Source organism: Candidatus Competibacter phosphatis (genome assembly GCF_012939995.1).
Taxonomy (GTDB): Bacteria; Pseudomonadota; Gammaproteobacteria; order Competibacterales; family Competibacteraceae; genus Competibacter; species Competibacter phosphatis.
The window spans coordinates 63,089-89,639 of sequence record NZ_SPMZ01000012.1 but is presented as its reverse complement, the minus strand read 5'-3'; the positions used below and the strand labels follow the sequence as shown (position 1 = coordinate 89,639).

27 protein-coding genes are annotated in these 26,551 nt (G+C 60.0%); 17 read left to right on the top strand and 10 right to left on the bottom strand.

The window, feature by feature from the left end; translation table 11 throughout:
• Positions 1-8 precede the first annotated feature (8 nt).
• Positions 9-419, top strand: coding sequence for a roadblock/LC7 domain-containing protein (locus tag E4P82_RS04380; RefSeq protein WP_169247748.1), 411 nt, complete (start codon positions 9-11; stop codon positions 417-419).
• Between the two features lie 47 nt (positions 420-466).
• On the opposite strand, the gene E4P82_RS04375 is transcribed toward E4P82_RS04380, so the two are convergent.
• The 3 genes from E4P82_RS04375 to E4P82_RS04365 all read right to left on the bottom strand — a co-directional run bounded on the left by E4P82_RS04375 (position 467) and on the right by E4P82_RS04365 (position 1,844).
• The gene (locus tag E4P82_RS04375) at positions 467-859 is read right to left on the bottom strand and encodes a metallophosphoesterase family protein (RefSeq protein WP_169247747.1); all 393 of its coding nucleotides are present in this window, start codon (positions 857-859) and stop codon (positions 467-469) included.
• Complete coding sequence (locus E4P82_RS04370) at positions 828-1,190, bottom strand: metallophosphoesterase family protein (RefSeq protein ID WP_312914125.1); 363 nt, start codon at positions 1,188-1,190, stop codon at positions 828-830. Before E4P82_RS04370 ends, E4P82_RS04375 begins: the two co-directional genes overlap by 32 nt.
• A gap of 72 nt (positions 1,191-1,262) precedes the next feature.
• The gene (locus E4P82_RS04365; protein ID WP_169247746.1) at positions 1,263-1,844 is read right to left on the bottom strand and encodes a hypothetical protein; all 582 of its coding nucleotides are present in this window, start codon (positions 1,842-1,844) and stop codon (positions 1,263-1,265) included.
• 658 nt (positions 1,845-2,502) lie between these two features.
• Here E4P82_RS04365 and E4P82_RS04360 point away from each other — a divergent pair.
• From E4P82_RS04360 to E4P82_RS04350, 3 genes are read left to right on the top strand one after another with little or no spacing between them, the layout of a single operon-like run.
• A complete protein-coding gene (locus E4P82_RS04360) occupies positions 2,503-3,114 on the top strand; it encodes a CDP-alcohol phosphatidyltransferase family protein (RefSeq protein WP_211203024.1) in 612 nt (203 codons plus the stop codon).
• Entirely contained in the window at positions 3,105-4,037 is a 933-nt protein-coding gene (locus E4P82_RS04355; protein ID WP_169247745.1) for a phosphatidate cytidylyltransferase, read from the top strand. The genes E4P82_RS04360 and E4P82_RS04355 overlap by 10 nt, the downstream gene beginning before the upstream one ends.
• Positions 4,038-4,045: 8 nt before the next feature.
• A complete protein-coding gene (locus E4P82_RS04350; protein ID WP_169247744.1) occupies positions 4,046-4,696 on the top strand; it encodes a lysophospholipid acyltransferase family protein in 651 nt (216 codons plus the stop codon).
• Between the two features lie 251 nt (positions 4,697-4,947).
• Here E4P82_RS04350 and E4P82_RS04345 read toward each other — a convergent pair whose 3' ends face one another.
• Both E4P82_RS04345 and E4P82_RS23970 read right to left on the bottom strand, forming a co-directional pair.
• Positions 4,948-6,462, bottom strand: a complete 1,515-nt coding sequence (locus E4P82_RS04345; RefSeq protein WP_169247743.1) for a SpoVR family protein — start codon at positions 6,460-6,462, stop codon at positions 4,948-4,950.
• Complete coding sequence (locus tag E4P82_RS23970) at positions 6,459-6,635, bottom strand: DUF444 family protein (protein ID WP_478219226.1); 177 nt, start codon at positions 6,633-6,635, stop codon at positions 6,459-6,461. The genes E4P82_RS04345 and E4P82_RS23970 overlap by 4 nt, the downstream gene beginning before the upstream one ends.
• A 176-nt stretch (positions 6,636-6,811) precedes the next feature.
• Here E4P82_RS23970 and bamB point away from each other — a divergent pair, with 176 nt between their 5' ends.
• From bamB to E4P82_RS04315, 5 genes are all read left to right on the top strand, one after another.
• Complete coding sequence (bamB, locus tag E4P82_RS04335; RefSeq protein WP_169247741.1) at positions 6,812-7,960, top strand: outer membrane protein assembly factor BamB; 1,149 nt, start codon at positions 6,812-6,814, stop codon at positions 7,958-7,960.
• A 53-nt stretch (positions 7,961-8,013) separates the two neighbouring features.
• Positions 8,014-8,649 (top strand): MarC family protein, encoded by a 636-nt coding sequence (locus tag E4P82_RS04330; protein ID WP_169247740.1) that lies wholly within the window; start codon positions 8,014-8,016, stop codon positions 8,647-8,649.
• A gap of 11 nt (positions 8,650-8,660) precedes the next feature.
• Positions 8,661-10,871, top strand: coding sequence for a primosomal protein N' (locus tag E4P82_RS04325; protein ID WP_312914112.1), 2,211 nt, complete (start codon positions 8,661-8,663; stop codon positions 10,869-10,871).
• A gap of 395 nt (positions 10,872-11,266) precedes the next feature.
• Complete coding sequence (locus tag E4P82_RS04320) at positions 11,267-11,575, top strand: DUF485 domain-containing protein (protein WP_169247739.1); 309 nt, start codon at positions 11,267-11,269, stop codon at positions 11,573-11,575.
• Positions 11,572-13,251, top strand: coding sequence for a cation acetate symporter (locus E4P82_RS04315; protein ID WP_169247738.1), 1,680 nt, complete (start codon positions 11,572-11,574; stop codon positions 13,249-13,251). The genes E4P82_RS04320 and E4P82_RS04315 overlap by 4 nt, the downstream gene beginning before the upstream one ends.
• A 74-nt stretch (positions 13,252-13,325) precedes the next feature.
• Here the strand turns inward: E4P82_RS04315 and E4P82_RS04310 are convergent, their stop codons facing one another.
• On the bottom strand, positions 13,326-13,595 hold the full coding sequence (locus E4P82_RS04310) for a hypothetical protein (RefSeq protein ID WP_169247737.1): 270 nt from the start codon (positions 13,593-13,595) through the stop codon (positions 13,326-13,328).
• 55 nt (positions 13,596-13,650) lie between these two features.
• Between E4P82_RS04310 and E4P82_RS21750 the strand changes: the two genes are divergently transcribed.
• The 5 genes from E4P82_RS21750 (at position 13,651) to E4P82_RS04285 (ending at position 19,057) form a co-directional block, all read left to right on the top strand.
• Entirely contained in the window at positions 13,651-15,075 is a 1,425-nt protein-coding gene (locus tag E4P82_RS21750; RefSeq protein WP_169247736.1) for a DUF294 nucleotidyltransferase-like domain-containing protein, read from the top strand.
• A complete protein-coding gene (locus tag E4P82_RS21745; RefSeq protein WP_312914123.1) occupies positions 14,960-15,298 on the top strand; it encodes a putative nucleotidyltransferase substrate binding domain-containing protein in 339 nt (112 codons plus the stop codon). Before E4P82_RS21750 ends, E4P82_RS21745 begins: the two co-directional genes overlap by 116 nt.
• A gap of 10 nt (positions 15,299-15,308) precedes the next feature.
• Positions 15,309-17,093, top strand: a complete 1,785-nt coding sequence (gene argS / locus E4P82_RS04295) for an arginine--tRNA ligase (RefSeq protein ID WP_169247735.1) — start codon at positions 15,309-15,311, stop codon at positions 17,091-17,093.
• A complete protein-coding gene (locus E4P82_RS04290; protein ID WP_169247734.1) occupies positions 17,090-17,530 on the top strand; it encodes a hypothetical protein in 441 nt (146 codons plus the stop codon). Before argS ends, E4P82_RS04290 begins: the two co-directional genes overlap by 4 nt.
• 102 nt (positions 17,531-17,632) lie before the next feature.
• Entirely contained in the window at positions 17,633-19,057 is a 1,425-nt protein-coding gene (locus tag E4P82_RS04285) for an HDOD domain-containing protein (protein ID WP_169247733.1), read from the top strand.
• On the opposite strand, the gene speA is transcribed toward E4P82_RS04285, so the two are convergent.
• Complete coding sequence (speA, locus tag E4P82_RS04280; RefSeq protein WP_169247768.1) at positions 19,054-20,976, bottom strand: biosynthetic arginine decarboxylase; 1,923 nt, start codon at positions 20,974-20,976, stop codon at positions 19,054-19,056. The genes E4P82_RS04285 and speA overlap by 4 nt on opposite strands.
• 8 nt (positions 20,977-20,984) lie before the next feature.
• On the opposite strand from speA, the gene speE reads away from it, so the two are divergent.
• Positions 20,985-21,878: a polyamine aminopropyltransferase gene (speE, locus tag E4P82_RS04275; protein ID WP_211203023.1), complete on the top strand. Its 894-nt coding sequence runs from the start codon at positions 20,985-20,987 to the stop codon at positions 21,876-21,878.
• Between the two features lie 68 nt (positions 21,879-21,946).
• Here speE and glnK (E4P82_RS04270) read toward each other — a convergent pair whose 3' ends face one another.
• The 3 genes from glnK (E4P82_RS04270) to glnK (E4P82_RS04260) form a co-directional block, all read right to left on the bottom strand.
• On the bottom strand, positions 21,947-22,285 hold the full coding sequence (gene glnK / locus E4P82_RS04270) for a P-II family nitrogen regulator (protein ID WP_169247732.1): 339 nt from the start codon (positions 22,283-22,285) through the stop codon (positions 21,947-21,949).
• A gap of 127 nt (positions 22,286-22,412) precedes the next feature.
• Positions 22,413-23,753: an ammonium transporter gene (locus tag E4P82_RS04265; protein ID WP_169247766.1), complete on the bottom strand. Its 1,341-nt coding sequence runs from the start codon at positions 23,751-23,753 to the stop codon at positions 22,413-22,415.
• Between the two features lie 134 nt (positions 23,754-23,887).
• Positions 23,888-24,226: a P-II family nitrogen regulator gene (glnK, locus tag E4P82_RS04260; RefSeq protein WP_169247731.1), complete on the bottom strand. Its 339-nt coding sequence runs from the start codon at positions 24,224-24,226 to the stop codon at positions 23,888-23,890.
• Positions 24,227-24,541: 315 nt separating this feature from the next.
• Between glnK (E4P82_RS04260) and ubiK the strand changes: the two genes are divergently transcribed.
• Both ubiK and E4P82_RS04250 read left to right on the top strand, forming a co-directional pair.
• Positions 24,542-24,844: a ubiquinone biosynthesis accessory factor UbiK gene (gene ubiK, locus E4P82_RS04255; protein ID WP_169247730.1), complete on the top strand. Its 303-nt coding sequence runs from the start codon at positions 24,542-24,544 to the stop codon at positions 24,842-24,844.
• 167 nt (positions 24,845-25,011) lie between these two features.
• Positions 25,012-26,523: a YifB family Mg chelatase-like AAA ATPase gene (locus tag E4P82_RS04250; protein WP_169247729.1), complete on the top strand. Its 1,512-nt coding sequence runs from the start codon at positions 25,012-25,014 to the stop codon at positions 26,521-26,523.
• The last annotated feature ends 28 nt before the right edge of the window (positions 26,524-26,551 follow it).

Here is a 26,551-nt window from a genome sequence, read left to right as displayed (position 1 = left end):
AACCCTGTATGTCTTCCTTGAATGAAGTTTGTGAGCAATTGGTTAAAGGCGTTAACGATGCGTTGGGTGCCGCTGTTGTGGACCTTTCTTCTGGGCTATTGTTAGCTGTGGCCCATAATGTACCTTATTTCACTCAAAGCTACCTGGATGCGGTCGCGGCAGCGGCAGTGGATATGTTCCGTGGCAATACTGTCAGCGCCGTTGAGGATATGTTAAGCACCCAGCGAGGCTCGACTGTAAGTCATATGATTAAAGAAGTACAAATGACGACCGAGAAGACATATCATTTTATGTCGGTCGTTCCAGGTAAGGAAAATTCTTTGCTTGTGCTGATTACTGGGAAAAAAGCAAATCTAGGGATGGGATGGGCTGCGGTGCGGGGGGCTTTGCCTAAAGTTGCTCCTTTGTGCCCATCCTGAAGAATATTGTTGATTAGCCTTCCTATGGCGCTCGCTGAGCGCCTTTTTTATCGTCCTTGGCGAAGACGATCGATGAGCTGTACCGGAAAACCATGGTGGTGCATATCTTTCACAATGCACTCCAAGTCGTAATTTGTTCGATGGAATTGAATAATCTCTTGTTGTTGGTCGAAGATGGCAAATTCCGCATCAGTCTTGCCGCTACGAGGTTGTCCCACGGAGCCTGGGCATACCAGACAGTGCTTGATATCATCAAGCCGTAATTCATCGGTGTTTTCAAATCCATGACGTTTCCCACGAAGATAATAAGTACCCTGAATATGTGTATGTCCATGTATGCAGATAGGGATGGCGTGCTCTGCTAGATAGCTCAAGTTTTCTTCATAGGTCAGGCGATAGACATAGGCATTAAAAAAATGTTTTATCTTGTGGTGCGCCATGTACCGCAATCCAATTGTCCTGTTGATGATAGGCTGGTAAATTAGCCAACCAGTCACATTCTGCTTTTTCTACCTCGGCCGCACTCCACTCCAATACCCAGCGACCAACTGGTGAAAATCCGCGGGCAGGGATTCCGGTGACCAATGCATGGTCATGGTTGCCTTTAATAACCAAGAAGTTACGCTTTTGAAGCTCGCGAATACATTCCATTGGATGAGGGCCATAACCGACGATGTCTCCCAGGACAATCGCATCTTTAATTTCCAACTCATCCAACCGGTTTAATACGGCCATTAGGGCAGGATAGTTGGCATGTATATCCGCTAGAATAGCAAATCGCTTTCCCTCAACTTTTGGAGGTTGTTGTTTTTTTGTTTATCCCTTTGATTGAAGGTATTTTTTTCAAAGCCCTTCAGAAAATATTGTTTGCGTTCTATTTGTATTTTTATTGGCGTAAAATAATGAGTTGAGCTGTCGGCTGATAACCACAATCCAATGAGTATCAGTGAAATATTTGAGTAGTACTTCCTGAAAGATGGCACCAAGTCTTTGAGCGTGTTCTTGGGTCAACCACTCCAATTGTCGAAACCAAACACCTAGTATCTGAGTTAATCCAGTAAAATTATCCCATTTGTAGATATCATCATCTAGGTAGTGTAGGTTTCCTTGTCCATCAATGCCATAATTAGATAATCCTTCGTCAAGTTTGACATTGAAATTAGCGGCAACTCGAAAATACATGTCCGCCATATTTGCTATATGCTTCAGTAACTCATCTGGAGAAATAGTTTTATATCCGATATGTAATGGCAACAGCTTTGGTGTTATATTGGCAATGAGAATCTGCTCGGATTGCCATATATAAAACCAGGTTTTTGCAGGGTTGTGAACACAATATTGGCGTTCCTTCTCTAGAGTTTTTTTCAATCCAGCGTTTACTGTCGCGTTCGTTGAATTGGTATTCAGAGTGGTACTTGATGACATAGTGATCGTCAGCGATTATTTTTAGTGACAGGGCGTCCTGTAAACGTATCGCCATGGATTAGTGGTCGAGCTTCACTCTTGAATATCATATGGATCGTATTAAGATCTATACTTTGATCTGGTTGAACTGAACCAATAATTTGAATATCCTTAATTGGAGTTGTTGAGTTCACGCAAGCGATACCTCATAAAATGGTTTTGCAGATTTTGGAAAAATCGGATTTTTATCTGCTAAGTTTATAAAAATTTACTGGCCAACTAAAGTATAACACTTGTATGGTGTAACAGGTAAATAGCCAAGTATCCCCCTAACATATCTCATCATCAGATATTTTCGCGCTGTTCGTCGGTTCAATTCGGTATGCCGAAGCCTACTTCTCAGTTATTGCGGCATTGCATCGATGGAGCGGGATACGGCAATTCGCGCCGGCAATCATGCGATTCCGGGTCTGCGCCTGCTGTCTGGATTACGTCTACCGCAATCGCCTTGCGGTCGAATGATCGATCGGCATTCTCTAAATGCCATCGGCTGGTGAGGAATCCACTCGCGCCGTGTACGCCAGCGATGAATGACTTATGGGTGATCGGGTGGACTCAAACCGTTGCACCGAACCCGCTAGCCGACCTGGCCCGATGTCCCACTGATTCGGAAGTTCACATGATCACCCTCTATTCGCTCAAACCTGGTTTTCAGAAACTGTTGCGACCAATCGCGCGCTGGCTGCACGATCACAGCGTCAGTGCCAATCAGATTACGGTCGCGGCTTTATTGTTATCGCTTGCGACCGGTGCCGCGTTGTGCGGATGGGTCGCACCGGTGGTTTGGTTGCTGGTTCCGCCGATGCTGTTGCTGCGTATGGCGCTGAATGCCTTGGACGGTATGCTGGCCCGCGATTTTCAGCAACCGACTCCATTGGGGGCGATATTGAACGAAATGGGCGATGTGTTGGCTGATATCGGGTTGTATCTACCATTGGCACTGGTCCCCGGTGCACCGGTCGCATGGGTGGTGACATTCGTGTTGCTGGCGCTGCTGAGCGAGTTCAGTGGTGTGGTGGCGGTGCTGATCGGCGCCAGCCGTCGTTACGATGGTCCCCTGGGCAAAAGCGACCGCGCCTTGCTGTTCGGCGGCATTGCCTTGTTACTGGGTTTCGGCCTGTCGCCCGGTTTTTGGCTGACGGCCATATTGTTGGTTGCCAGCGGTTTGTTGGCCGTGACCTGTTTCAACCGACTGCGTGCCGCGCTGCGGGAGCTTTCCTCATGTCCGTGACTTTGTTTTCGCCGCTGACGGTCGTTTTGGGCGGAGTGTGGGCGCTGCTGCTGTTGGCGACCGCCGTGGTTTGGCGGTTGGAACCGGCTTCCGCCGTGAACGGGGAGTTGCGTCCGCGCGTTCGGAGTTGGTGGCTGATCGTGGTGCTGTGTTCGTTGGCGCTGACCTTCAGCCGGACGGCGGCGCTGCTGTTTTTCGCCCTGGTCAGCTTCCTGGCGCTCAAGGAATACCTAACCCTGATTCCCACTCGCCGCGCCGACCGCCGGGTGTTGCTCTGGGCCTACTTGAGCATTCCGGTGCAATATTTCTGGATTCATATCGAGTGGTACGGGATGTTCATCATCTTCATCCCGGTTTATCTGTTCCTGCTGCTGCCGGTGGCGATGGTGTTGAGTGGCGAAACCCAGGGCCATTTGCGCACCGCCGGCAGCCTGCATTGGGGACTGATGAGCATGGTGTTCGGCCTGAGCCATCTCGCCTATCTGCTGGTGTTGCCGCAAGCCCAGTATCCTCACGTGAGCGGCGCGGGGCTTGTGCTGTTTCTGCTGTTGTTGACCGAGTTGAACGACGTGGCCCAGTACTGCTGGGGCAAGGGGCTAGGCAAGCATAAAATTTCGCCCACCGTCAGCCCGAACAAGACGGTGGAGGGTTTCGTCGGCGGGGTGGTCACCACCGTGCTGTTGTCCGCGCTGCTGGCGCCGTGGCTGACGCCGTTTTCCACTGTGGACGCACTATTGGCCGGCGCGCTGATCGCGGTGGCCGGCTTCTTCGGCGATTTGAGCCTGTCGGCGCTGAAGCGCGATTTGGGTATCAAGGACAGCGGTAATTTGCTACCGGGTCATGGTGGCATTCTCGATCGGGTGGATAGCCTGACCTATACGGCACCGCTGTTTTTCCATTTCATCCGTTACTTTTATTTTTGAAGCTGACCATGGGTTGCGCCGCACTACGCCTGCTGTTCTTTCTGTTGGTGGTCAAGCCGTTTCTGCTGCTGGCGGTGGGGATCAACGTGCGCCGCCGCGACCGCTTGCCGCGGCGGGGGCCGGCCCTGATCGTCGCCAACCATAATAGCCATTTGGATGCGCTGGTGCTGATGGCCATGTTGCCTTTGCGCTTGTTGCCGCGCGTGCGGCCGGTGGCGTCGGCTGAGTATTTTTTGCGCGGGCGCTGGCGATCCTGGTTTGCCACTCGTGTGATCGGGATTATTCCGGTGGCAACTTGCGGCGGCGGTTCCCGCGCCGAAGTGTTGGAGCCGGTGCGCGATGCGCTGGCGGTGGGCGATATGGTGATCTTTTTCCCGGAAGGGACGCGCGGCGAGCCGGAATGCCTGGGAAAGCTGAAGACCGGTATCGTTTGGCTGGTCGAGCAATTGCCGGAGACACCGGTTCATCCGGTGCGATTGTCCGGTTTGGGCAAGGTGCTACCCAAGGGTCACTGGTTGCCGGTGCCGTTCCTTTGCGATGCCTGGGTGGGGGAGACGTTGCGCTGGCAAGGTGACCGGTCCGGGTTCATGGCCGCGCTGGCGGCCAGTCTGACGCCCCCGGAACCGCAAGTGGCGGCGGTCCGCGAGGGGCAGATCTAGCGTCGCGGGTTTTATCCGGCAGCGTCGACATTGAACGCCGGCTTGGGCGTATTCCGGCAGCCATGCAGCGGCTTTGTTGAAGGCATCAACAACAAACGCAAGGTGTTCAAGTGCCGACGCTTTGGTCTTGATCGCCTGGTCGAGCCGTTTCGCTGGATGTGGTTGGATATCGAGGGTCCATGCCTTTGGGCGTGAAACCCACACCACATATTTCTTGTGGCTACCACGGAAAATTTCATGGAGCCGAAATTTCATCGTCCCCGCCCCTGCGGGCATTCCCCGATCAATTCCGCTTGACCCTCTTCGTCCACCGTTTCCAAGCGCACCGTGAAGCCCCATAACCGGTGCAAGTGTTTGAGCACTTCCTGGGCGCTGTCGGCGTGCAGCGGCCGGCGATTGTAGGGCGTGTGACGCAGGGTCAGCGAGCGATCTTGACGGTGAGCGACGTTCCATACCTGGATATTAGGCTCGCGGCTGCCGAGGTTGTACTGATCGGCCAACGCCAGTCGCAGCCGCCGGTAGCCGGCCTCGTCGTGGATGGCGGTGATCTCCAGCTCTTCCTGCATATCGTCATCCAGCACCGCGAACAGTTTGAGATCGCGCATGACCTTCGGCGACAGATACTGGGCGATGAAACTTTCATCCTTGAAATTGCGCATGGCGAAGTCCAGCGTCTTGATCCAGTCCTGCCCGGCGATGTTCGGGAACCAGTGACGGTCCTCGGCGGTGGGCTCCTGGCAGATGCGGCGGATGTCGCTCATCATGGCAAAGCCCAGCGCGTAAGGATTGATGCCGGAATAGTAGGGATGGTCGAACGGTAATTGCTGAATGACGCTGGTGTGCGATTGCAGGAATTCGATCATGAAACCGTCGTTGGCATAGCCCTCGTCGTACAAGCGATTCATCAGCGTGTAATGCCAGAAGGTCGCCCAGCCTTCGTTCATGACCTGAGTCTGTCGCTGCGGGTAGAAATACTGGGCGATCTTGCGCACGATGCGCACGATCTCGCGCTGCCACGGTTCCAGCAGCGGCGCGTTCTTCTCGATAAAATACAAAAGATTTTCCTGCGGCTCGCTCGGGTAGCGCGATTCAACCGCAGCGGCGGCTTCGGACGGCCGAACTGGCACGGTCCGCCACAGATCGTTGAGCTGCGATTGCAGGTAGGCTTCCCGCTCCTGCTGTCGCTGCTGTTCTTCCCGCATCGACAGCGGCGCCGGATGCTTGTAGCGATCCACCCCATAGTTCATCAGCGCATGGCAGGAATCGAGGAAGAGTTCCACTTCTTGCTCGCCGTGGCGTTCCTCGCATTCGGCGACATAGTTTCGGGCAAACAGCAGATAGTCGATGATCGCGTCGGCGCTGGTCCAGGCACGGAACAGGTAGTTGCCCTTGAAGAAGGAGTTGTGGCCGTAGGCGGCATGGGCGATCACCAGCGCCTGCATCATGGCGGTGTTTTCTTCCATGAGATAAGCGATGCAAGGGTTGGAGTTGATCACGATCTCGTAGGCCAATCCCATTTGCCCGCGCCGGTAATTCTTCTCGGTCAACACGAACTGTTTGCCGTAGGACCAGTGTTTGTAGCCCAGCGGCATTCCCACCGAGGAGTAGGCGTCCATCATCTGCTCGGCGGTGATGATCTCGATCTGGTTGGGGTAGGTATCGAGCTGGAATTCCTCGGCGGCGATGCGGCCGATGACCTCGTTGTAACGTTCCAGCATCGAGAACGTCCATTCGGACGACTCGGCAATCAGTCGCGACGAGCTCATGACACGCGCCTCTTGAACAGATCCCGGAATACCGGGTAGATGTCGGCCGGGCCGTCGATCTGCCGCATGGCGAAGTGTGGGTGTTGCTCCTTCACTTCCTCGTAGGCTTCCCACAGGCTCTGATGGCGGTCCGGGGTGATTTCGATGTAGGCGTAGTAGCGCACGAACGGCACGATCTGCTTGAGCAGGATGTCCCGGCAGGCCGGCGAANCCGTGGNGCCGTTGTCGNNNTCCGCAACCCCACCGGTCGAGCCCGCAACCCCACCGGTCGAGCCCACCGCGACCACCGTTGACGGCGAAACGGCGCCCGTGCCGATATCACCCACTCCCGCACCAGGTCAATAATCCCATGATCCGCCGCATAGTCCCGTTACTGCTCCTTATCCTGAGCGCCGGCTGTAGCTGGTTCGGCGGCTCCGATAACTCGATCCCGCCAGCCGAACTGATATCGATTGCTCAACCGATCAACGTGCAGCAACTTTGGGAAACCCAGGTAGGCTCCGGCACGGAGAAACAATTCATCCGCTTGACCCCGGCGCTGCTGGATGGCCGGCTCTATGCGGCCAGCCACGATGGCACGGTGGTGGCACTGGATGCCATTAACGGACAGCGACTATGGGAAACCGCGACCAAGCTACCGATTTCCGGCGGCGTGGGCGTCAGCCAGAACGGCATGGTGTTGTTCGGCACGGACAAGGGGCAGGTCGTCGCGCTACGCCAGGAAGACGGCAAGGAAGCTTGGCGCTCCCAGGTTTCAAGCGAGGTGCTGGCCCCGCCGCGCGCCGGCGGCGATCTGGTGGTCGTGCGCAGCAACGATGGCAAATTCACTGGCCTCGACGCCCGCACTGGGGAGCGGCGCTGGGTATATTCCCATATCGTGCCGGCGCTCAGCCTGCGCGGCAGCGCGCCGCCGCTGGTGGTCGGCAACCTGATCATCGCCGGACTGGATACCGGCAAGCTGCTGGTACTGTCTCTGGACAAGGGATTGCCCATCACCGAGAAGACCATCGCGCCACCACGCGGACGCACCGAGATCGAACGACTGATCGATATCGATTCCGAACCCAAGGTGTTCGGTGACACCCTGTATCTGGCGGCCTATCGCGGCAACGTGGCCGCGATCAACATGCGCGATGGCAATCTGCTATGGACTCGCAACCTGTCCAGCTATGCCGGGCTCGACGTGGATGCCCGGCAGGTTTACCTCAGCGACGATACCGACTCGGTGCTGGCGCTGGATCGCGGCAACGGCGGCACGCTCTGGAAACAATCCGAACTGAGCGGCCGCCGGCTGTCCGCCCCGGCCGCCACCAACGATTACGTGGTCGTCGGCGATTACGAGGGCTACCTGCACTGGCTGAGCAAGGACAGCGGTCGGATCGTCGGCCGGGTTCGAGCCGCGAGCAAGGGTATCGTTGCCCCACCCGTCGCGGCGGGCAACATCGTGTTCGTGTACGGCCAGGGCGGCGCGCTCAGCGCTTTCCGGGCTGAAGGGTGAAGTCCGGACGCGCGGCCACGTCGTAGCCTGACGCCGCGCCCCCGGCGTCCGCCATGCTGGAACAGCTCGTTACCGTCTTCGTGACCTTCTTGGTCGTGATCGACCCGATCGGCGTCGCGCCGATGTTTTCGGCGCTGACGCGCGGCGGCAGCGATCATTATCGCCGGCGCATGGCGCTCAAGGGCACCTTGATCGCCACCTTGATCTGCCTGTTCTTCGTGTTCACCGGCGACGCCCTGCTGCGCTTCCTCGGCATCAGCCTGGCGGCATTCCGGGTCAGCGGCGGCATCCTGCTGTTTCTGCTAGCGATCGACATGGTGTTCGCCCGGCCTTCCGGCCTGCGGTCGGCGACGGTACGGGAACAGGAAGAAGCGCAGTACAAGGATGATATTTCGGTGTTTCCGCTGGCGTTTCCCTTGCTGGCCGGCCCCGGCACGCTGACCACCATTCTGCTCACCACCAGTAGCATATCCTCGGCGAAACACCCTCTGCTGTTTCTCGCCGTGCTGGGCGTGCTGCTGGCGGTTTTGCTGCTGACCCTGCTGACCCTGTTGCTGGCCCCACCGCTGATGAAACTGCTGGGCGAAACCGGCGCCAACGTAATCGACCGCCTATTGGGCGTGATCCTGGCGGCGCTGGCCGTTCAGTTCATGTTCGAGGGACTGCGCGCCGGTCTGTTCGGCACCTGACGATCCGCGCCGTGTCCGACCTGATCTTGCGGATCGCCGTCCCTTCGCCTCTGGATCGGACCTTCGATTACCTGCCGCCGCCGGGTTGCGACCTGGCTACTCTGCAACCCGGCCTGCGGGTACGGGTACCATTCGGCCGGCGTCACGTCGTCGGTTTTTTGCTCGAACTTGGCACCGACACCACCCTGAACCCCACCGCGCTGCGGCCGGCGCAAGCGGTGCTCGATACCGAAGCGGTGCTGCCCGCCGACGTACTGGCGCTGTTGCGATGGGCACAGCGTTACTACCATCATCCCCCTGGCGAGGTCTTCGCCACCGCCTTGCCGACTCTCTTGCGCCAAGGCGAATCGACCGAGTTGCCAGCGCCAGCGCCACTCTGGCAAATCACCGCCTCCGGGCGTGCCGCGCTCGCCACCGGCCCAAGCCGCGCACCTGCCCAGAAGCTGCTGCTCGATTATCTGGCACGTTGTCCCGACGGCGCCGATGCCGACACCTTGCGCGCGGTGGTGCGCGACAGCACCGCCACCTTGCGCGCGCTGCGCGCCAAGAACTGGGCGGAACCACTGGCCCGCCCAGCCGCCATCCTGGCGGAAACCGCGTGCGCGCCACGCCCGCCGCCCGCACTCAACGCGGCGCAAGCGGCGGCGGTGACCAGCGTCACGGCCGAACTGGACCGCTTCCAGGTCTTTCTGCTGGAAGGCGTCACCGGCAGCGGCAAAACCGAAGTCTACTTGCGCCTGATCGAAGCCGTGCTGGCGCGCGACCGGCAGGCGCTGGTACTGACACCGGAAATCGGTCTGACCCCGCAGTTGCTGGCCCGCTTCCGGGAGCGGCTACCGGGACCGCTGGCCGTGCTGCACTCCGGTCTGAGCGATCGGGAACGCTTGAATGCCTGGCTGCTGGCTCGCGCCGGTATCGCCCGGGTGGTGGTCGGCACCCGCTCGGCGGTATTCGCGCCACTGCGCGCGCCGGGCATCCTCATCGTCGACGAGGAACACGATCCATCCTTCAAACAGCAGGATAGCTTCCGCTATCACGCCCGCGATCTGGCGGTCGTTCGTGGCCGGCAACTCGGGATTCCGGTGGTACTGGGTTCGGCCACTCCGGCTTTGGAAAGCCGCCACAACGCCGAGCGCGGCCGCTATCGCTTGCTGCAACTGCCGGAACGGGTCGGCGGCGGCGCGGAAGCACCCATCGAAATTCTGGACGTGCGTCGCCAGCCGATGGCCGAGGGACTGTCGCGACCGCTGCTGGAGCGAATGCGAATCCATCTGGCCCGCAACGAGCAGGTGTTGCTATTTCTCAACCGACGCGGCTTCGCCCCGATTCTGCTCTGCCACGAATGCGGCTGGCTGAGTCAGTGCCGCCACTGCGACGCCCGCATGACCTTGCATCTGCGCCAGCGTCGGCTGATCTGCCACCACTGCGGCGACAGTCAGCCGGTGGATGCCGCCTGCCCGCTCTGTGGTAGCGTGGACCTGCGGGCGATCGGCCACGGCACCGAACGCCTGGAGGCAGCGCTGCGGCGGGAATTTCCAGAGACCGACCTCACCCGCATGGATCGCGACAGCACCCGCCGTCGCGGCAGTCTGGAAGCTCTGCTGGCCGATATTCACAATGGGGGACGCCGCATCCTGATCGGCACCCAAATGCTGGCCAAGGGTCACCATTTCCCCGAGGTGACCCTGGTGGGGATCGTCGATGCCGATCAAGGGTTGTACGGCATCGACTTTCGGGCCGGCGAGCGCATGGCGCAACTGGTCCTACAGGTCGCCGGCCGCGCCGGCCGCGCCGAGAAACCGGGCGTGGTCATCATTCAGACTCATCACCCCGACCATCCGCTGCTGCATGTGCTGGTATCCCAGGGTTATCCGGCGTTCGCGACGGCGGCATTGGCGGAGCGACAATCGGCATGGCTACCGCCGTTCGCCCATCAGGCGCTACTGCGGGCGGAAGCAGCCGAGCCGGGGCGAGCCACCACGTTTCTACGAGCCGCGCGGACGCTGGCCGATCCCTATGCCGACGGAATCGAACTGCTGGGTCCGGCGCCCGCGCCGATGGAGCGCCGAGCCGGCCGCTTCCGGGCACACTTGCTGCTGCAAGCGGCGCGACGTCAGGATCTGCATCGTTTCCTGGAATCCTGGATCGCGCGACTGCGGGCGGAGCACGCGGATCGCCGGGTACGCTGGTCCTTGGATATCGATCCGGCGGAACTCTTCTGAACATCCTGTTGAAATCGCGTCGCCCTCCCTACCCTTCGGGTCAAGTCGCGCGCAAGAATATGTTTCATTTAAAAAAATAAATGATATAAATCATTACATTATAAACTTATACCCAGAAAATGCGCGACTATTTGCCACAACTGATTTTCAATAATTTCAAATAATTGAAAAAATAACTTCGTCATTGACCCTTTACTTGACGTGGGATACGGCTAGACTTTTTCGAGGCTCGCGGGGTTTCTCCGCAGCCGAGAGCAACCACTAAAGGAGGTGTGGCGGGATTGGATTCCTGAGAGGTATCCGGGGTGAGTCCACCTCACCCGCGGCTGCGTTCACGCTGCGAATCCCGCTCGTCACGACACCCGTCATCCACTTACCACCGATGGGAAAAAACGATGCAGCAAGACATGGTTCACAAGATAAAAAGCAATCCGAAGTACCACGAACTGGTTTCCAAGCGCTCTAAGTTCGCTTGGACCATGTCCGTTGTGATGCTGGTGATCTATTACGCCTTCATCCTGACCATCGCCTTCAATAAGCAGTTCATGGCCACTCCCCTGTCGTCCGGTTCCGTCACGACGATTGGCATTCCGATCGGTATCGGGGTGATTATCTCGGCCTTTATCCTGACCGGTATCTATATCCAGCGGGCTAACGCTGTCTTCGACAAGCTCAACCGCGAAATCAAGGAGGAAGTATTATGAGTTTCTGGAAGCGTGTATTTCCCACCCTCCTTTTGATGCTGGTCGCCGGCAGTGCCCTAGCCGCCGGCGGCGATTTGGGGGCGGTCAAAAAGGCGGAAGTCAATATCCCCGCCATCATCATGTTTCTGGTGTTCGTCGCGGCCACTCTGGGCATCACTTACTGGGCAGCGCAACGCACCAAGACCGCCAAGGACTTCTACGCCGCCGGCGGCGGAATCACCGGCTTTCAAAACGGCTTGGCCATCGCGGGCGACTACATGTCCGCCGCCTCCTTCCTAGGTATTTCTGGCCTGGTGTTTCTGAACGGCTACGACGGTGTGATCTTCTCGGTGGGCTGGCTGGTCGGCTGGCCGATCATCATGTTCCTGATCGCCGAACAGCTTCGCAACCTGGGCAAATACACCTATGCCGACGTAGTTTCCTATCGCTTCGAGCGAGTGCCAATGCGCACCCTGGCGGCCACCGCCGCGTTGATCGTGGTGGTTCTGTACCTGATCGGCCAGATGGTGGGCGCTGGTAAACTGATTCAGGTGCTGTTCGGTCTGGACTACACCTATGCGGTCATCATCGTCGGCGTCTTGATCATCATGTACGTCACCTTCGGCGGCATGCTGGCCACCACCTGGGTGCAGATCATCAAAGCCGGTCTGCTGCTATTTGGCGCGACCATCATCGCCTTCGGCGCGCTATATCTAGCCTCGGACGGCAGCATGAGTCCGGAACGGCTGTTTGCCAAAGCCGTCGAAGCACGCAAGGGCGACATCAGCATCATGGGTCCGGGCAAACTGGTGAACGACCCGATCGAGGCGATTTCGCTGGGTCTGGCGCTGATGTTCGGCACCGCCGGCCTACCACATATCCTGATGCGTTTCTTTACCGTGGGCAACGCCATCGAAGCCCGCAAGTCCGTATTTTACGCCACCGGCTGGATCGGCTACTTCTACATCCTGACCTTCCTGATGGGCTTTGGCGCCATCGTGCTGCTGACCGGTCATCCCGAATTCGCTGATCCTTCCGCGATCGGCGGCATCAAGGGCGGCCAGAACATGGCGGCGGTCAACCTGGCGGCGGCGGTGGGTGGTAATCTCTTGCTCGGCTTCATCTCCGCCGTGGCTTTCGCCACCATCCTGGCGGTGGTGTCGGGGTTGACCCTGGCCGGCGCTTCGGCGATTTCCCACGACCTGTACGCCAACGTGTTCGCCCATGGCAACGTCGACGAACAACAGGAAGTGCGGGTCTCCAAGATCGCCACCGTCGTGCTGGGCATCATCGCCATCCTGCTGGGCATCGCCTTCGAGAAGCAAAACATCGCCTACCTGGTAGCCCTGACCTTCTCGGTAGCGGCCAGCGCCAACTTCCCGATTTTGCTGATGTCGATCTACTACGGCAAGATGACCACCCGCGGCGCATTGATCGGTGGCTGGCTGGGTCTGATCAGCGCCACCGTTCTGGTGATCGTCGGTCCGACCGTGTGGAAAGAAATTCTGCAACTCGGCGATCCGCTCTTCGGGTACAAGTACCCGGCATTCATCTCGATGACCATCGCCTTCCTGGGCATCTGGATCGGTTCCATGCTGGACGGTAGCGAACGCGCCAAGCGGGAACACGAAGCCTTCGAAGCGCAGGACATCCGTTGCCAGACCGGCATTGGCGCCGAGGGCGCGTCCAGCCACTAGGCAGTGGTCCACCCGGTCTGGAGGTCGCCGCGCGAGTGCGGCGATCCTCCGGCTTCGGTCGAATCCTGCTAAGATTAAGCCCCTTCCGGCTCGCGCCGCGAAGGGGTTCTTGTTTGGCCAATCGGAATCGAATCGCCGCCGTGACTATCCCGGATCATCAAACGTTCCTCGCGCGCCTTGCTCCCTTCAACCAGCTTTCCGAGCCGGATCTGGCACGCCTTGCCGACGAATTGAAGGTCGGCCACTTTCAACCGGGCGAAATCTTGCAGAAAGCGGGTGAAGTCCCCGCCTGTCTCTACCTCATCGTCGACGGCTTGGTTTACGAGGTGGACGGCGACCCCCACGCTCCCGGGTCGCGCGAGCGCGGAGACTGCCACAGTCGCCAACGATGGCCCGCCCATGTGGTGCGTGATCGCCCTGTATGGCGCCGAGGATGTCTTTGACGCCGGCGCCTTGCTGGAAGGCACGGGTATCCACAGTTTCGTGGTCGGCAAACCAACCCACTGCTTGCAGATGCCGCGACCGGTCTTCCTGCAAGTCATTCAGAACCATCCATCGCTGGCGGCTTTCTACAATCAGAAAATTTCCCAGCGGCTCGCCACCCTGCGCGAGATCGACGACCGCCAAGAGTTGGCGACCTTCACCATCGCCAGGATTCAGGACGTCTATATTCATCCACCGGTTTTCGTGACCGCCGAAGCGTCCATCCACGAAGCCGCGCTGGCGATGAAAACCCACAAAATCAATTCGGTGCTGGTCCAATATGGCGATGAGGTCGGTATCGTCACCGCCACCGATCTGCGGGAAGCGGCCATCATCCAGCGGCGGTCCGTGGACGAAGCCATCGGGCCACTCGCCACCTACGACCTGATCGGCATGGAACCGGGCGATTTTCTATTCAATGCCCTGCTGCGAATGACCCACCATAACGTCAACCGGCTGGTGATCCGCGACAGCAAAACCATTCATGGCATTCTCGAACAGATCGATCTGCTCAGTTATCTTTCCAACCACTCGCATCTGATCGCCCTGCAAATCGACCGGGCGCGCTCCCAGGAAGATCTGAAGTGGGCCAGCCACGATCTGGTCAACGTGATCCGCGACCTGCACAACAAGGGCATCAAAATCCGCTACATCATGCAACTGGTGTCGGAACTCAACAAGAAACTGTTGCGCAAGCTGTTCGCTTTGATCGCACCGCCGGAACTGCTGGAAAACGCCTGCCTGCTGGTGCTAGGCAGCGAAGGCCGCGAGGAACAGGTGCTGAAGACCGATCAGGATAATGCCCTGATCCTGCGCGACGGCTTCAGTTACCCCGACCTGGAGCGAATCACCCACGAATTTACCGAAAGCTTGATCGATTTCGGTTATCCGCGCTGTCCCGGCAACATCATGGTGTCGAACCCATATTGGAGTAAATCGGTTGCCGCCTTCAAGGACGAACTGTTCCAATGGATCGTCCACCCGACTCACGACTCCTTTCTGCAATTCGCCATCTTCTTCGACGCCACGGCGGTGGCCGGCGACGAGAATCTGCTGCGCCATGTCAAGGACCACATGTATCGTCTGCTCGGCGATCATCGCTCTTTCTACAGCCAGTTCGCCAAATCCACTGTTGCGTTCGAAACGCCGCTGGGGTTCTTCACCAATTTCGTGGTCGAAAAAAAACCGCGACGAGCTGGACATCAAGAAAGGCGGCATTTTCCCCATCGTTCACGGTGCCCGCAGTTTGGCCTTGGAATACCGGCTGCCGCAGACCCATACCGTGGACCGCATCATGGCCTTAAGCCAGCGCAACCTGTTCAAGCCCTCCTTCGGCGGTGAACTGATCGAAGTCTTCACCTATCTGTCCACCTTGCGCGCCGAGGCCGGTCTGCGCAAAATCAAACAGGGAATACCGCAAGACAATTACCTGAACCCCAAGGATCTCAACAAGCTGCAACGGGAAGTGCTGCGCGATTCGTTCAAGATCGTCAACGAATTCAAAAAAATTCATCACCTACCACTTCAAACTGGGGATGATCAGTTAACCGGAAAACCCCCATGAGGCTTTCCCCTTGAAAACGCATCTGCACCACCTCATCGCCCAGGCGCTCCAACAACTCCAACGGGAGGGGGTGCTGGTCGATGTCGATCCATCCTCGATTCCGTTGGAACGCACCCGCGACCGCACGCACGGCGATATCGCCAGCACCATCGCGCTGGCCCTGGCCAAAACCGCCCGCCGCAAGCCCCGCGAACTGGCCGAACGCATCATGGCGGCCCTACCCCCATCCGCCCATGTCGCCAAGGTGGACATCGCCGGGCCTGGTTTCATCAATTTCTTTTTAGCGCCCGCCGCCTACCAGGCAACAGTGGACGAGATCCTCGAACAGCGGGACGGTTTCGGTCGGAGCGTGCTTGGCGGCGGCCAGCGGGTACAGGTGGAGTTCGTCTCCGCCAACCCCACCGGCCCGCTGCACGTCGGCCACGGCCGCGGCGCGGCATTTGGCGCCACCGTCGCCAATTTGCTGGAAGCGATTGGCTACCGGGTCCACCGCGAATACTATGTCAACGACGCCGGCCGACAGATGAATATCCTGGCCGCCAGCATTTGGCTGCGCTATCTGGAGCACTGCGGCGAACAGTTTCGCTTTCCCAGCAACGGCTACCGGGGCGATTACGTGCGCGACATCGCCGCCCGCCTCCACGCCGAACACGGCGGCGCCTATGTGGCTTCGGCGGCGCGGGTGTTCCAGGACACGCCGCCGGACGAGATTCGCAACGAAGCGGGCGAGGTGGTCGCGCCTGGCGACAAGGAAGCCCACATCGACGCCCTGGTCGAACGTGCCCGCACCCTGCTGGGCGCCCATCACTACCGCTACATTTTCGAACTGGGTCTGAACACCATCTTGGACGACATCCGCGACGACCTGCGGGAGTTCGGCGTAGTCTACGATGAGTGGTATTCCGAACTCACCCTGACGGAACGCGGCGCGGTCAACAAGACCATCAACCGGCTGCGCGATACGGATTACATCTACGAGCAGGACGGGGCGCTCTGGTTTCGCTCCAGCGCCTTCGGCGACGAGAAGGACCGGGTGGTACAGCGGGAAAACGGCCAGATCACCTATTTCGCTTCGGATATCGCCTACCACCTGGAAAAGTTCGAGCGTGGCTTCGACCGGGTCATCGACGTCTGGGGCGCCGACCATCACGGCTACATCCCGCGAGTCAAGGCCGCGCTACAAGCGCTGGGCGAGAATCCCGACCGCCTGGACGTGCTGCTGGTGCAGTTTGCCATTCTTTACCGTAACGGCGAACGGGCGCAGATGTCCACCCGCTCCGGCGAGTTCGTCACCTTGCGCGAGTTGCGCCAGGAAGTCGGCAACGATGCCGCCCGTTTTTTCTATGTCATGCGCAAGAGCGAGCAACATCTGGATTTCGATCTCGACTTGGCCAAGTCACAATCCAAGGATAATCCCGTATACTATATCCAGTATGCCCATGCTAGAATTTGTAGCGTCATGAGACAACTGCATGAAAAAGGTCTCTCCCACGACCCGGCGCGTGGCCAAGCCCAGATGGCACTGCTAGTCGAACCGCATGAGGAAGTCCTGCTAGTGGCACTGTCGCGCTACTCCGAAATCGTGGAAACATCTGCTCTCAATCATGAACCACATCAGTTGGCGCATTATTTGCGGGATTTGGCTAATGCCTTCCACACTTACTACAACGAGCATCGGGTTCTGGTGAGCGACGACGCGCTGCGTGATGCCCGGCTCAATCTGACCGTGGCTACGCGCCAGGTAATCAAAAACGGCCTCGCCCTGCTGGGCGTTTCGGCTCCGGAGGTCATGTGAGCATCCGACGCGACTACAAGCCTGCCTCGACCTGGCAACGCCGCCGGCAGTCGGCGCGCCGTCATGGTCTGCTGGTGGTAACGCTGGTGCTAATTGGCCTGTTTGGTGGCTTGCTGACCTACATCAAGGGCGACCGGAGCCCGCATCCAGCAGTCTCGGCCGTTGCGCCCAGTCCACCCGCGCCATCGGCCAGCAGCCCCGCTGTACCCCAACCGCCGCCCGCCGCGCCCGAAATCGTGCCCGCGCCGCTCAAACCTAAATACGATTTTTACACTGAATTACCTAAGCGGCAGATCAACTTTCAACAGGACCCTCCCGGTCCGCGTGGTGTCTCGCACCCACCGTCCGCTCGCCCGAAGCCGACCGTCGCGCCGTTGCGCAAACCGCCGACCATGATCCAGGCCGCCGCCGGCCAAGGCATGGCCGATCACTCATGACCCTCATCCCGCGTTTTGGGCTGAAGCAACCATTCTCCCTATTCGAGCTATCTTTCTGACCGGCACAACGGTTATCGCCATACTTCTTCCAGAGCCACCACCATGAACCTGCCCGATACCGTTCGGAGCTACCTGGATCAGCGGCAGCTGCCCTATCGGACGATGGCGTGCCCAAGCGGTGAAACGCTCGGTCAGGTCGCGACGCGGCTTGATCTCCCGCTCCGCCGGATGGTGCGGATCGTCCTGTTGAAAGACAGCTCCGGCTTGGTCATGGCTATTCTGCCGGGTAGCCACATCCTAGATTTTTCCATGCTGTGCCAGGCGCTGCGGCGCGACTTGGCACCCCTATACGGCGCGGAAACCATCCGTTTTTTCCAAAACCGCGGCTGTAAGGCAGGTTCCTACCCACCCCTGCATGAGGCTTTCGGTATCCCCGCGCTGGCCGACGATGGTTTGATCCTGGCGGACGAAGATGAAATCTACTTCGACGGCGGCAGTGGCGACACCCTGATCGGCATGCGCAACGTCGATTTCCGGAGTTTGCTCGGCCGGGCGCGCTGGGAACACTTCGCGGTTCCCGTCGACGATCTCGATTCCCTGCTCAGCCAGCAGGCCATCACGCCGCAAAACCTGACCAGCCTTACCAATCGTTATACCCCGGCGGGATTGCGGGAAGGGATCGAGGCCATCACCGAACTGCCGGTCATGCCGCAAACCGTGCAACAGATCCTGATGTTGCGCGCCCATCTAACCACCAACGCCCAGGATATCCTCCGCATCGTCGAGCAGGACCCCAGTCTGGCCGCCCAGGTGGTGTATTGGGCACGCTCACCATTGCACGGCCATCCGGTCGCCGTGGATTCGTTGCAAACCGCGATCGAACAGGTGCTGGGCGTCGATAACACGCTCAACCTGTTGCTCGGCTCCAGCATGAGCCAAACTTTTCGCATCCCGGCCGATGGCCCGGTCGGCTTGAAAGCCTTCTGGCGGCACAGTATCTACTGCGCATCCCTGGTCAGTGAGCTGGCCAAGCTGTTGCCCGAGTCGGTGGATGTCAAGCCGGAGCTCGCCTACCTGTGCGGGCTGCTACATGATTTCGGTTACCTAGTGCTGGGCCACGTATTCCCCGCCCGCTTTTTTCTGTTCAACCGGTTTCTGGCGGTCAACCGGCATGTACCGGTCAGCGCGATCGAGCGCTATGTCCTGGGCACCGAGCACTGGCATATCGGTGCTTGGCTGATGCATTCGTGGTCCATGCCCGAGGAAGTGATCGCCGCCGTGCGCTGGCATCACCACGAGGACTGCACCCAACCTCATGCGGCTTATTCCAATTTGGTGCTGATCGCCAACCGCTTGCTGCACTACATCGGGATCGGAGATGAAGAAAGTAGTCGCCTGCCAGCCCTGGCCATGTTCACGCTTGGCATCGGTCACGACCAGGCCATGGCGGCGCTGACGCAGGTGCAAGCTAGCATGCAAGCACTCGACACCTTGTCGGAAGCGCTGCAACTACCCTCCGAGGGTTAGCCGAGGCTAGCATCATCCCGCCAGGGTTCCAGATACGTATCGTTCGCCAAGGCGGCTTCCAACTCCGCCAGACAGGCGGCGCGTCGTTCCGGATCGAGATCGGCGACCGCGATTTTTTCCCCGCAAGCGGCCAACAACGCCGTCGGCTCGTAGCGCACGTAGCGCAGCACATCCGCCACGGTATCGCCCCGCGTGGGTTCGACCAGCCGGTAACCGCCGTCCGCGCTCAGCTCCACGTTGACCGCAGCGGTATCACCGAACAGGTTGTGCATGTCGCCGAGAATCTCCTGATAGGCCCCCAGCAGGAAAATTCCCAGCCGGTACGGTTCGCCCGTCCGGTACGGCGGCAAAGGCAAAGTACTCTCCAGCCCTTCGCCATCCACATAGCGCTCGATGCAACCGTCGGAATCACAGGTCAGATCCTGTAGCATCGCTCGGCTGCTCGGTGGCCGATCCAGCCCTTGCAGCGGCAGGATCGGAAAAATCTGATCCAGTGCCCACACATCCGGCATCGACTGAAACAGCGAAAAATTCAGGAACAACTTCTCGGCCAGTTTGTCGTTCAGTTCGTCCAACAAATCGCGATGAGCGCGGACACTGGGATTGAGCAGCGGCCTCAGCTTGCGACAGATCGCGAAATAGAGCTGCTCGGCGCGGGCACGCTGTTCCAGCCGCAACACGCCGTGCAGGTATAAACCCCGCGCCTCGGTCAGCCAATGCACGGCGGCGTGGTACGCCTCCACCACCGACCCGCGCGCGAGGCTTTGGTACCCTTTCCAGAGATTGTGCAGGATCAACGGATCGCCAGCGCCGGGCGCCGGGGGCGACGCCTCGCCGGGCGCGGGTTCGCGATCGATCGCCTCGGCAATCAGTACGGCATGATGGGCGCTCAGCGCCCGCCCCGATTCGCTGAACAGGTGCGGCTGCGGCAGGTTCTGTTCGGCGCAGACCTCCCACAGAGTATGAACCACCGTATTGGCGTACTCCCGCACGCTGTAGTTCATCGAACAGTCGCCGCGGGAACCGGCGCCCTCGTAATCCACGCCCAAGCCGCCGCCGACATCCACCCACCGCAGGCAAGCCCCCAGCCGCCACAGGTCGGCGTAATAGCGTCCCACCTCCCGCAGGCCACGCTGAATGTCGTGGATATTGGCGATTTGCGAACCCAGATGCGCATGCAGCAGCGTCAGCGCATCCAGCATCCCCTGTTCCCGCAACCGCCGTATCGCCGCCAGCACCTGGCTGGCCGACAGACCGAACTTGGATTTTTCGCCGCCGGTGTTCTGCCATTTGCCGGCCCCGATCGAGGCCAACCGCACCCGCATCCCCAATTGCGGTCGCACGTTCAACCGGGCCGATTCCTCGATGATCGCATCCAGCTCGGACAGCTTCTCGACCACGATAAAGACCTTGAGGCCCATCAGTTGGCCGATCAGGGCCAGGCGGATGTATTCGCGGTCCTTGTAGCCGTTGCAAACCACCACGCCGCCAGGCGCGGACAAGCCCAGCACCGCCATCAGTTCCGGCTTGCTGCCCGCTTCCAATCCGACCCGGCAACCGCCGTGGCGGACGATTTCGCCCGCCACCCGTCGTTGCTGGTTGACCTTGATCGGATAGACGGCGGTATAGCCACCACGATAATCCAACTCGGCGATGGCGGCGGCGAAGGCCCCGCACAGAGTGTCGACCCGATCGTGCAGGATATGACTGAACCGCGCCAGTACCGGCGGCCCGTAACCCCGGACCCGCAAATCCTCGGCCAAGGCGGCCAGATCGACTCCGGGATGATCGGGATGACGCGGCGAACGCACTCGCACCTTGCCGGCGTCGTCGATCTCGAAGTAGCCACCGCCCCAGCGGGCGGTATTGTATACTTCGCGCGCCTGAGCCACGGTCCAGGCCGGCGGTGAATGCCGCATGTCGTTCAATGCCTCTCCTCCACAAGAAAGGGTTCGACGTGACGCTGGATCAGTCCTGGTTTTCCGAGATCCACCCGGCGACGGGTTCCGCCTTCTCCCTCAAGCTCAAGGGCACGCTCCACGAAGCGCAAAGCCCCTACCAGCGCATCGCGGTCCACGCCACCGAGGCCTTCGGCCATCTGATGGCGATCGACGGCTATATTATGCTGAGCAGCCGTGACAATTTTCTGTACCACGAGATGATGGCCCATCCGGCGCTGTTCACTCACCCCAGGCCGAAACGGGTGCTGATCGTCGGCGGCGGCGACTGCGGCACCCTGCGGGAAGTACTCAAGCATCCAGACGTCGAGACCGTGATCCAGGTGGATATCGACGCGGAGGTGACTCGCGCAGCCGAGCGCTACTTTCCCGAACTGTGCGCCTCCAATCACGATCCGCGGGCGCAACTGCGCTTCGAGGATGGCATCGCCTGGGTCAAAAACGCGGAGATGGGCAGTTACGACGTGATTATCGTGGATAGCACCGATCCGGTCGGACCGGCCGAAGGTCTGTTCGCCGAACCGTTCCTGCGCGACTGCCACCGCGCCCTGGGCGCCGACGGCTTATTGGTCCAGCAGAGCGAGTCGCCGCTGTTTCATCTCGACGGCATCCTGCTGCCGCTACACCGGGCGCTGCGCGCCGCCGGTTTCGCCGACACCCACACCCTGCATTTCCCGCAGTGCGTTTACCCATCCGGCTGGTGGACCGCCACCCTGGCCCGCAAGACCGGCCGGGTGAGCGATTTTCGCGAAGCGGATGCCGCCGCCAAGCCGTTCGCCACCGAGTATTACAACGCCGAAATCCACCGCGCCGCACTGGCCACGCCGGAGTTCATGCGGCGGGCACTGGCCGGATCGACCTGAATCCACCGCCCTGAAACGCAAAGGGCGAAGCCGCTGGCTCCGCCCTGTCTGATGCACCGCACGGGCGGTTACAACGCGCTGGGACCGATTTCGCCGGTACGAATCCGGATTGCGCGCTCCAGATCGATGATGAAGATCTTGCCGTCGCCGATCTTGCCGGTGTTGGCGGTGGAGCAGACCGCCTCCACCACCTTGTCGACCAAACTGTCGTCCACGGCGATTTCCAGCTTGACCTTCGGCAGGAAATCCACCACGTATTCGGCGCCGCGATACAGTTCGGTATGCCCCTTCTGGCGACCGAAACCCTTGACCTCGGTTACGGTGATGCCCTGCACCCCGATAGCCGAAAGGGCTTCCCGCACATCGTCCAATTTGAACGGTTTGATGATTGCTGTGACTAGCTTCATGGATACCCTCTAGCGTTCGCCTGACCCAAAACACAATGCTTGCGCGGGAATATAACCGAAATCCATGGTTGCGCGCGATGTCGGACGGACACCGGAGTCCCGCCGTGCCGGTGTCCGCCGCCCAACATTACAGGTTATAACCGCGCTCGTCGTGCAGCGCGATATCCAGACCTTCGGTTTCCTGCTCCTCCGTGACCCGCAAGCCGATCACGACATCGATGATTTTCAGGATCACGAAGCTCAGAACGCTGGAATAAACGATGGTGAACAGCACACCCTTGGTCTGCACCCACAACTGACCGCCGATGGTCATGCCTTCGGCCAAACCCGCGCCACCCATGCTGGCGTCGGCGCACAAACCGGTCAGGATCGCGCCAAGGATACCACCCACCGCGTGCACGCCGAACACGTCCAGCGAGTCGTCGTAACCCAGCGCCCTCTTCAGTTTGGTGGAGGTCAGGAAGCAGATCAGACCGGAAGCAAAACCGATCAGCAGCGCCCCCATCGGACCGGCGGTACCGGAAGCCGGCGTGATCGCCACCAAGCCCGCCACCGCGCCGGAAGCGATGCCCAGCACGCTGGGTTTGCCGTGGGACAGCCATTCGGCGAACATCCAGGTCAGCGCCGCCATGGCGGTCGCGATCTGGGTGGCCAGCATGGCCATGCCCGCCGACTCATTGGCCGCCACCGCGCTGCCGGCGTTGAAACCGAACCAGCCAACCCACAGCATCCCGGCGCCCATGATGGTGAAATTCAGATTATGCGGCGGCATCGCCGTATGCGGATAGCCTTTGCGTTTACCAAGCACCAGACAGGCCACGAAACCGGCGATACCAGCGTTGATATGCACCACCGTGCCGCCGGCGAAATCCAGCACGCCCCAATCCCACATCAATGCGCCGTTGCCGCCCCACACCATGTGGGCCACCGGGGCATAGACGACGGTGAACCAGACGGCCATGAACACCAGCAACGCGGAAAATTTCATCCGTTCGGCGAAGGCGCCAACGATCAGCGCCGGGGTAATGATCGCAAAAGTCATCTGAAAGGTGACAAACACGCTTTCCGGTATGGTTGCGGTCAGGCTATCCCGGCCGACTCCACCCAAGAACGCCTTGCCGAGACCACCGATGAAAGTGTACAGATTGATGGCTTCCTTGGTCATGCCGGTGGCATCGAACGCCAAGCTGTAGCCATACAGCGCCCACAGCACGGTGATCAGCGCGGTAATGGCGAAGCACTGCATCATCACCGACAGCACGTTCTTGGCGCGCACCATGCCGGCGTAGAACAGCGACAGCCCCGGAATGGTCATGAACAGCACCAAGGCGGTGGAGGTCAGCATCCAGGCCGTGTCGCCCGCGCTCAAGGTCGGTGGGGCCGCCGCTTCCTGGGCCACCGCCAGCGCCGGTGCCAGCACCGCCGTCAGCAGCAGCAACAGACCGCCGTTTTTCGCCGCTTGTATCATTCTCGTCATTAGTAAGGTTCTCCTAGGGTTAAAACTCTAAAAGGGTCATGCCTGGAATTCAGGTTGGGTGGGAACCGGCCAGTCGGCCGCCACGCCGCAAGATTCGGAATACGATCGAGAGGTGAGTACGGTCTTCACAACGCCTCGGGCCCGGACTCGCCGGTACGGATGCGCACGGCGTTGTCCAATTCGACGATGAAAATCTTGCCGTCACCGACCTTGCCGGTGTTGGCGGCTCCGGAAATCACCTCGACCACCCGGTCGGCCAGATCGTCGGTCACGCCGACCTCAATCTTGATCTTGGGCAGGAAATCCACCACATATTCCGCGCCCCGATACAGCTCGGTATGGCCTTTTTGCCGACCGAATCCCTTGACTTCAGTCACCGTAATGCCTTGCGCGCCCACTTCCGAAAGTGCTTCCCGGACATCGTCCAGTTTGAACGGCTTGATAACCGCGGTAATGAGTTTCATGAATCAAAATCTCCCATGGCTTGGAACACCCCCGACGGGGCGCGGCTTGTTATTTCCGCATCTAGACAGCTTCCGTCCGTCATGCATTGACGGGGCGGCTAGTTGCCAGCAAAAAAGCATATCGTGTGCCATCAATATAATATTTATTAAAAACAATAAATTACTCTTAATTCATGGGATTTTTTCCCGGTAATTAATCCGTAGCTGGGCACATACCCCCAACTTTGCACCATTTTCGTGCGTAACAGTCGGCACGCACAAACCGCAAAATCCCGTTAAACTAAAGTGACGGCAATTTTCATGTGGAGAAATGACGTGATCGACCCCAAAACTTTTGATGATCTGGCCAAACGTTTTACCGAAGCGCTGCCACCCAGCTTTCGCCAGTTTCAAACGGAGATGGAAAAGAACTTCCATGCGGCGCTGCAAGCGGCCTTCGCCAAGCTGGACCTGGTGACGCGAGAGGAATTCGACGTGCAGCAGGCCGTGCTGGCCCGTACCCGCGCCAAACTGGAGACGCTGGAAAAGCAAGTGGCCGAACTGGAAGGCAAGGCACCCGGCGGCAAACGGCGCAAAACCGCAGAAAAACCCGCGGAATCCGAAGAAGGCGATGGTTAACCGCCAGCGATCGTCTCTTCCGTTATGACTGGATGGCATGTCCGCCCCACCACCGATCGCTATCGCAATCCTTTATTGCCCCAAAATAGTGCAAAACCGCCTTGCCAACCGGCGCCGCCATCCAACAATCCGCTTGACGGTAATCCGTAGCAGCTCGCAGGATTCCCATGTCCCTTGCCATCGTCCACACCCGCGCCCAAGTCGGTATCGACGCACCGCCGGTCAGCGTGGAAGTGCATCTGTCCGCCGGTCTGCCGGGGCTGTTCATCGTCGGTCTGCCGGAAGCGGCGGTGAAGGAGAGCAAGGACCGAGTGCGTGGCGCCATCCTCAACAGCCGCTTCGAATTTCCCAGCCGGCGCATCACCATCAATCTGGCGCCAGCCGATCTGCCCAAGGAGGGGGGCCGCTTCGACCTGCCGATCGCGCTGGGTATCCTGGCCGCCTCGGGTCAGATCGGCCGCGAACGGCTGGGGCAGTACGAATGCCTCGGCGAGCTGGCGCTGGGCGGCGAATTACGCGGCGTTCGCGGCGTACTGCCGGCCGCGCTGGCCTGTCGCGACGCCGGACGGACCCTGCTGGCGCCGGCCGATAATGCCGCCGAGGCATTGCTGGCCAGCGGGGCGACCGTGTTGGGCGCGGGCCATCTACTGGAGATTTGCCGGCAACTGAACACCGGCGCGGCCCTGCTGCCGTCGCACCCGCCATCCCGTCCGGAACCGGAACCGCTGCTGGAGCGGGATCTAAGCGACGTGCGCGGCCAGCAACACGCCAAGCGCGCGCTGGAAATCGCCGCCGCCGGCGGTCACAACCTGCTGCTGATCGGCCCGCCCGGCACCGGCAAGACCATGCTCGCCAGCCGGCTGCCCGGCATCCTGCCGCCGCTGAGCGAAACCGAAGCGTTGGAAACCGCTGCCATCGCCTCGATCAGCGCGCAGGGATTGGACTTGCGACAATGGGGGGTAAGGCCGTTCCGGGCGCCGCACCATACCGCCTCGGCGGTGGCGCTGGTCGGCGGCGGGGGTCTGCCGCGACCAGGCGAGATCTCGCTGGCCCACCACGGCGTGCTGTTCCTGGACGAGCTGCCGGAGTATGACCGGCGGGTGCTGGAAGTGCTGCGCGAACCGATGGAATCGGGACACATCACCATCTCCCGCGCCGCCCGCCAAGCCGATTTTCCGGCGCGGTTCCAACTGGTGGCGGCCATGAATCCTTGTCCCTGCGGCTACCTGGGCGACACCGAGCGACGCTGCGCCTGCGGCCAGGAACAGGTGCGCCGCTACCGGGCGCGGGTGTCGGGTCCACTGCTGGACCGCATCGACCTGCACATCGAAGTACCGCGACTGGCGCATCGGGCGCTGCGCGGCGATGTCCCGGAAGAAAACAGCGCAGCGGTGCGGGTGCGGGTCTGCGCCGCCCGCGAGCAGCAACTGCGGCGCGCCGGAAAACCCAACAGCCTTTTGCGCACTCACGAGATCGAACGCCATTGCACGCTGAGCGAAGCCGACCATCGCCTGCTGGAACAGGCGCTGGAGCGACTGGGCCTGTCGCCGCGCGCTTATCATCGCATTCTGAAAGTCGCTCGGACCATCGCCGATCTGGCCGGCGGCGACGGCATCAAGACCCCGCATCTTACCGAGGCCATCAGCTATCGCGCACTGGACCGGACCCTGGCACGCTAGCACGGCATCGCTCGACCCTTTCCTTTGT

Bases quoted from the DNA above. Each gene is read 5' to 3' on its own strand.
- E4P82_RS04380 (WP_169247748.1), top strand. From the start codon at position 9: ATGTCTTCCTTGAATGAAGTTTGTGAGCAATTGGTTAAAGGCGTTAAC.
- E4P82_RS04375 (WP_169247747.1), bottom strand. From the start codon at position 859: ATGGCGCACCACAAGATAAAACATTTTTTTAATGCCTATGTCTATCGC.
- E4P82_RS04365 (WP_169247746.1), bottom strand. From the start codon at position 1,844: ATGTCATCAAGTACCACTCTGAATACCAATTCAACGAACGCGACAGTA.
- E4P82_RS04360 (WP_211203024.1), top strand. From the start codon at position 2,503: ATGATCACCCTCTATTCGCTCAAACCTGGTTTTCAGAAACTGTTGCGA.
- E4P82_RS04355 (WP_169247745.1), top strand. From the start codon at position 3,105: ATGTCCGTGACTTTGTTTTCGCCGCTGACGGTCGTTTTGGGCGGAGTG.
- E4P82_RS04350 (WP_169247744.1), top strand. From the start codon at position 4,046: ATGGGTTGCGCCGCACTACGCCTGCTGTTCTTTCTGTTGGTGGTCAAG.
- E4P82_RS04345 (WP_169247743.1), bottom strand. From the start codon at position 6,462: ATGAGCTCGTCGCGACTGATTGCCGAGTCGTCCGAATGGACGTTCTCG.
- bamB (WP_169247741.1), top strand. From the start codon at position 6,812: ATGATCCGCCGCATAGTCCCGTTACTGCTCCTTATCCTGAGCGCCGGC.
- E4P82_RS04330 (WP_169247740.1), top strand. From the start codon at position 8,014: ATGCTGGAACAGCTCGTTACCGTCTTCGTGACCTTCTTGGTCGTGATC.
- E4P82_RS04320 (WP_169247739.1), top strand. From the start codon at position 11,267: ATGCAGCAAGACATGGTTCACAAGATAAAAAGCAATCCGAAGTACCAC.
- E4P82_RS04315 (WP_169247738.1), top strand. From the start codon at position 11,572: ATGAGTTTCTGGAAGCGTGTATTTCCCACCCTCCTTTTGATGCTGGTC.
- E4P82_RS21750 (WP_169247736.1), top strand. From the start codon at position 13,651: ATGTGGTGCGTGATCGCCCTGTATGGCGCCGAGGATGTCTTTGACGCC.
- E4P82_RS04285 (WP_169247733.1), top strand. From the start codon at position 17,633: ATGAACCTGCCCGATACCGTTCGGAGCTACCTGGATCAGCGGCAGCTG.
- speA (WP_169247768.1), bottom strand. From the start codon at position 20,976: ATGCGGCATTCACCGCCGGCCTGGACCGTGGCTCAGGCGCGCGAAGTA.
- speE (WP_211203023.1), top strand. From the start codon at position 20,985: ATGCCTCTCCTCCACAAGAAAGGGTTCGACGTGACGCTGGATCAGTCC.
- glnK (WP_169247732.1), bottom strand. From the start codon at position 22,285: ATGAAGCTAGTCACAGCAATCATCAAACCGTTCAAATTGGACGATGTG.
- E4P82_RS04265 (WP_169247766.1), bottom strand. From the start codon at position 23,753: ATGATACAAGCGGCGAAAAACGGCGGTCTGTTGCTGCTGCTGACGGCG.
- glnK (WP_169247731.1), bottom strand. From the start codon at position 24,226: ATGAAACTCATTACCGCGGTTATCAAGCCGTTCAAACTGGACGATGTC.
- E4P82_RS04250 (WP_169247729.1), top strand. From the start codon at position 25,012: ATGTCCCTTGCCATCGTCCACACCCGCGCCCAAGTCGGTATCGACGCA.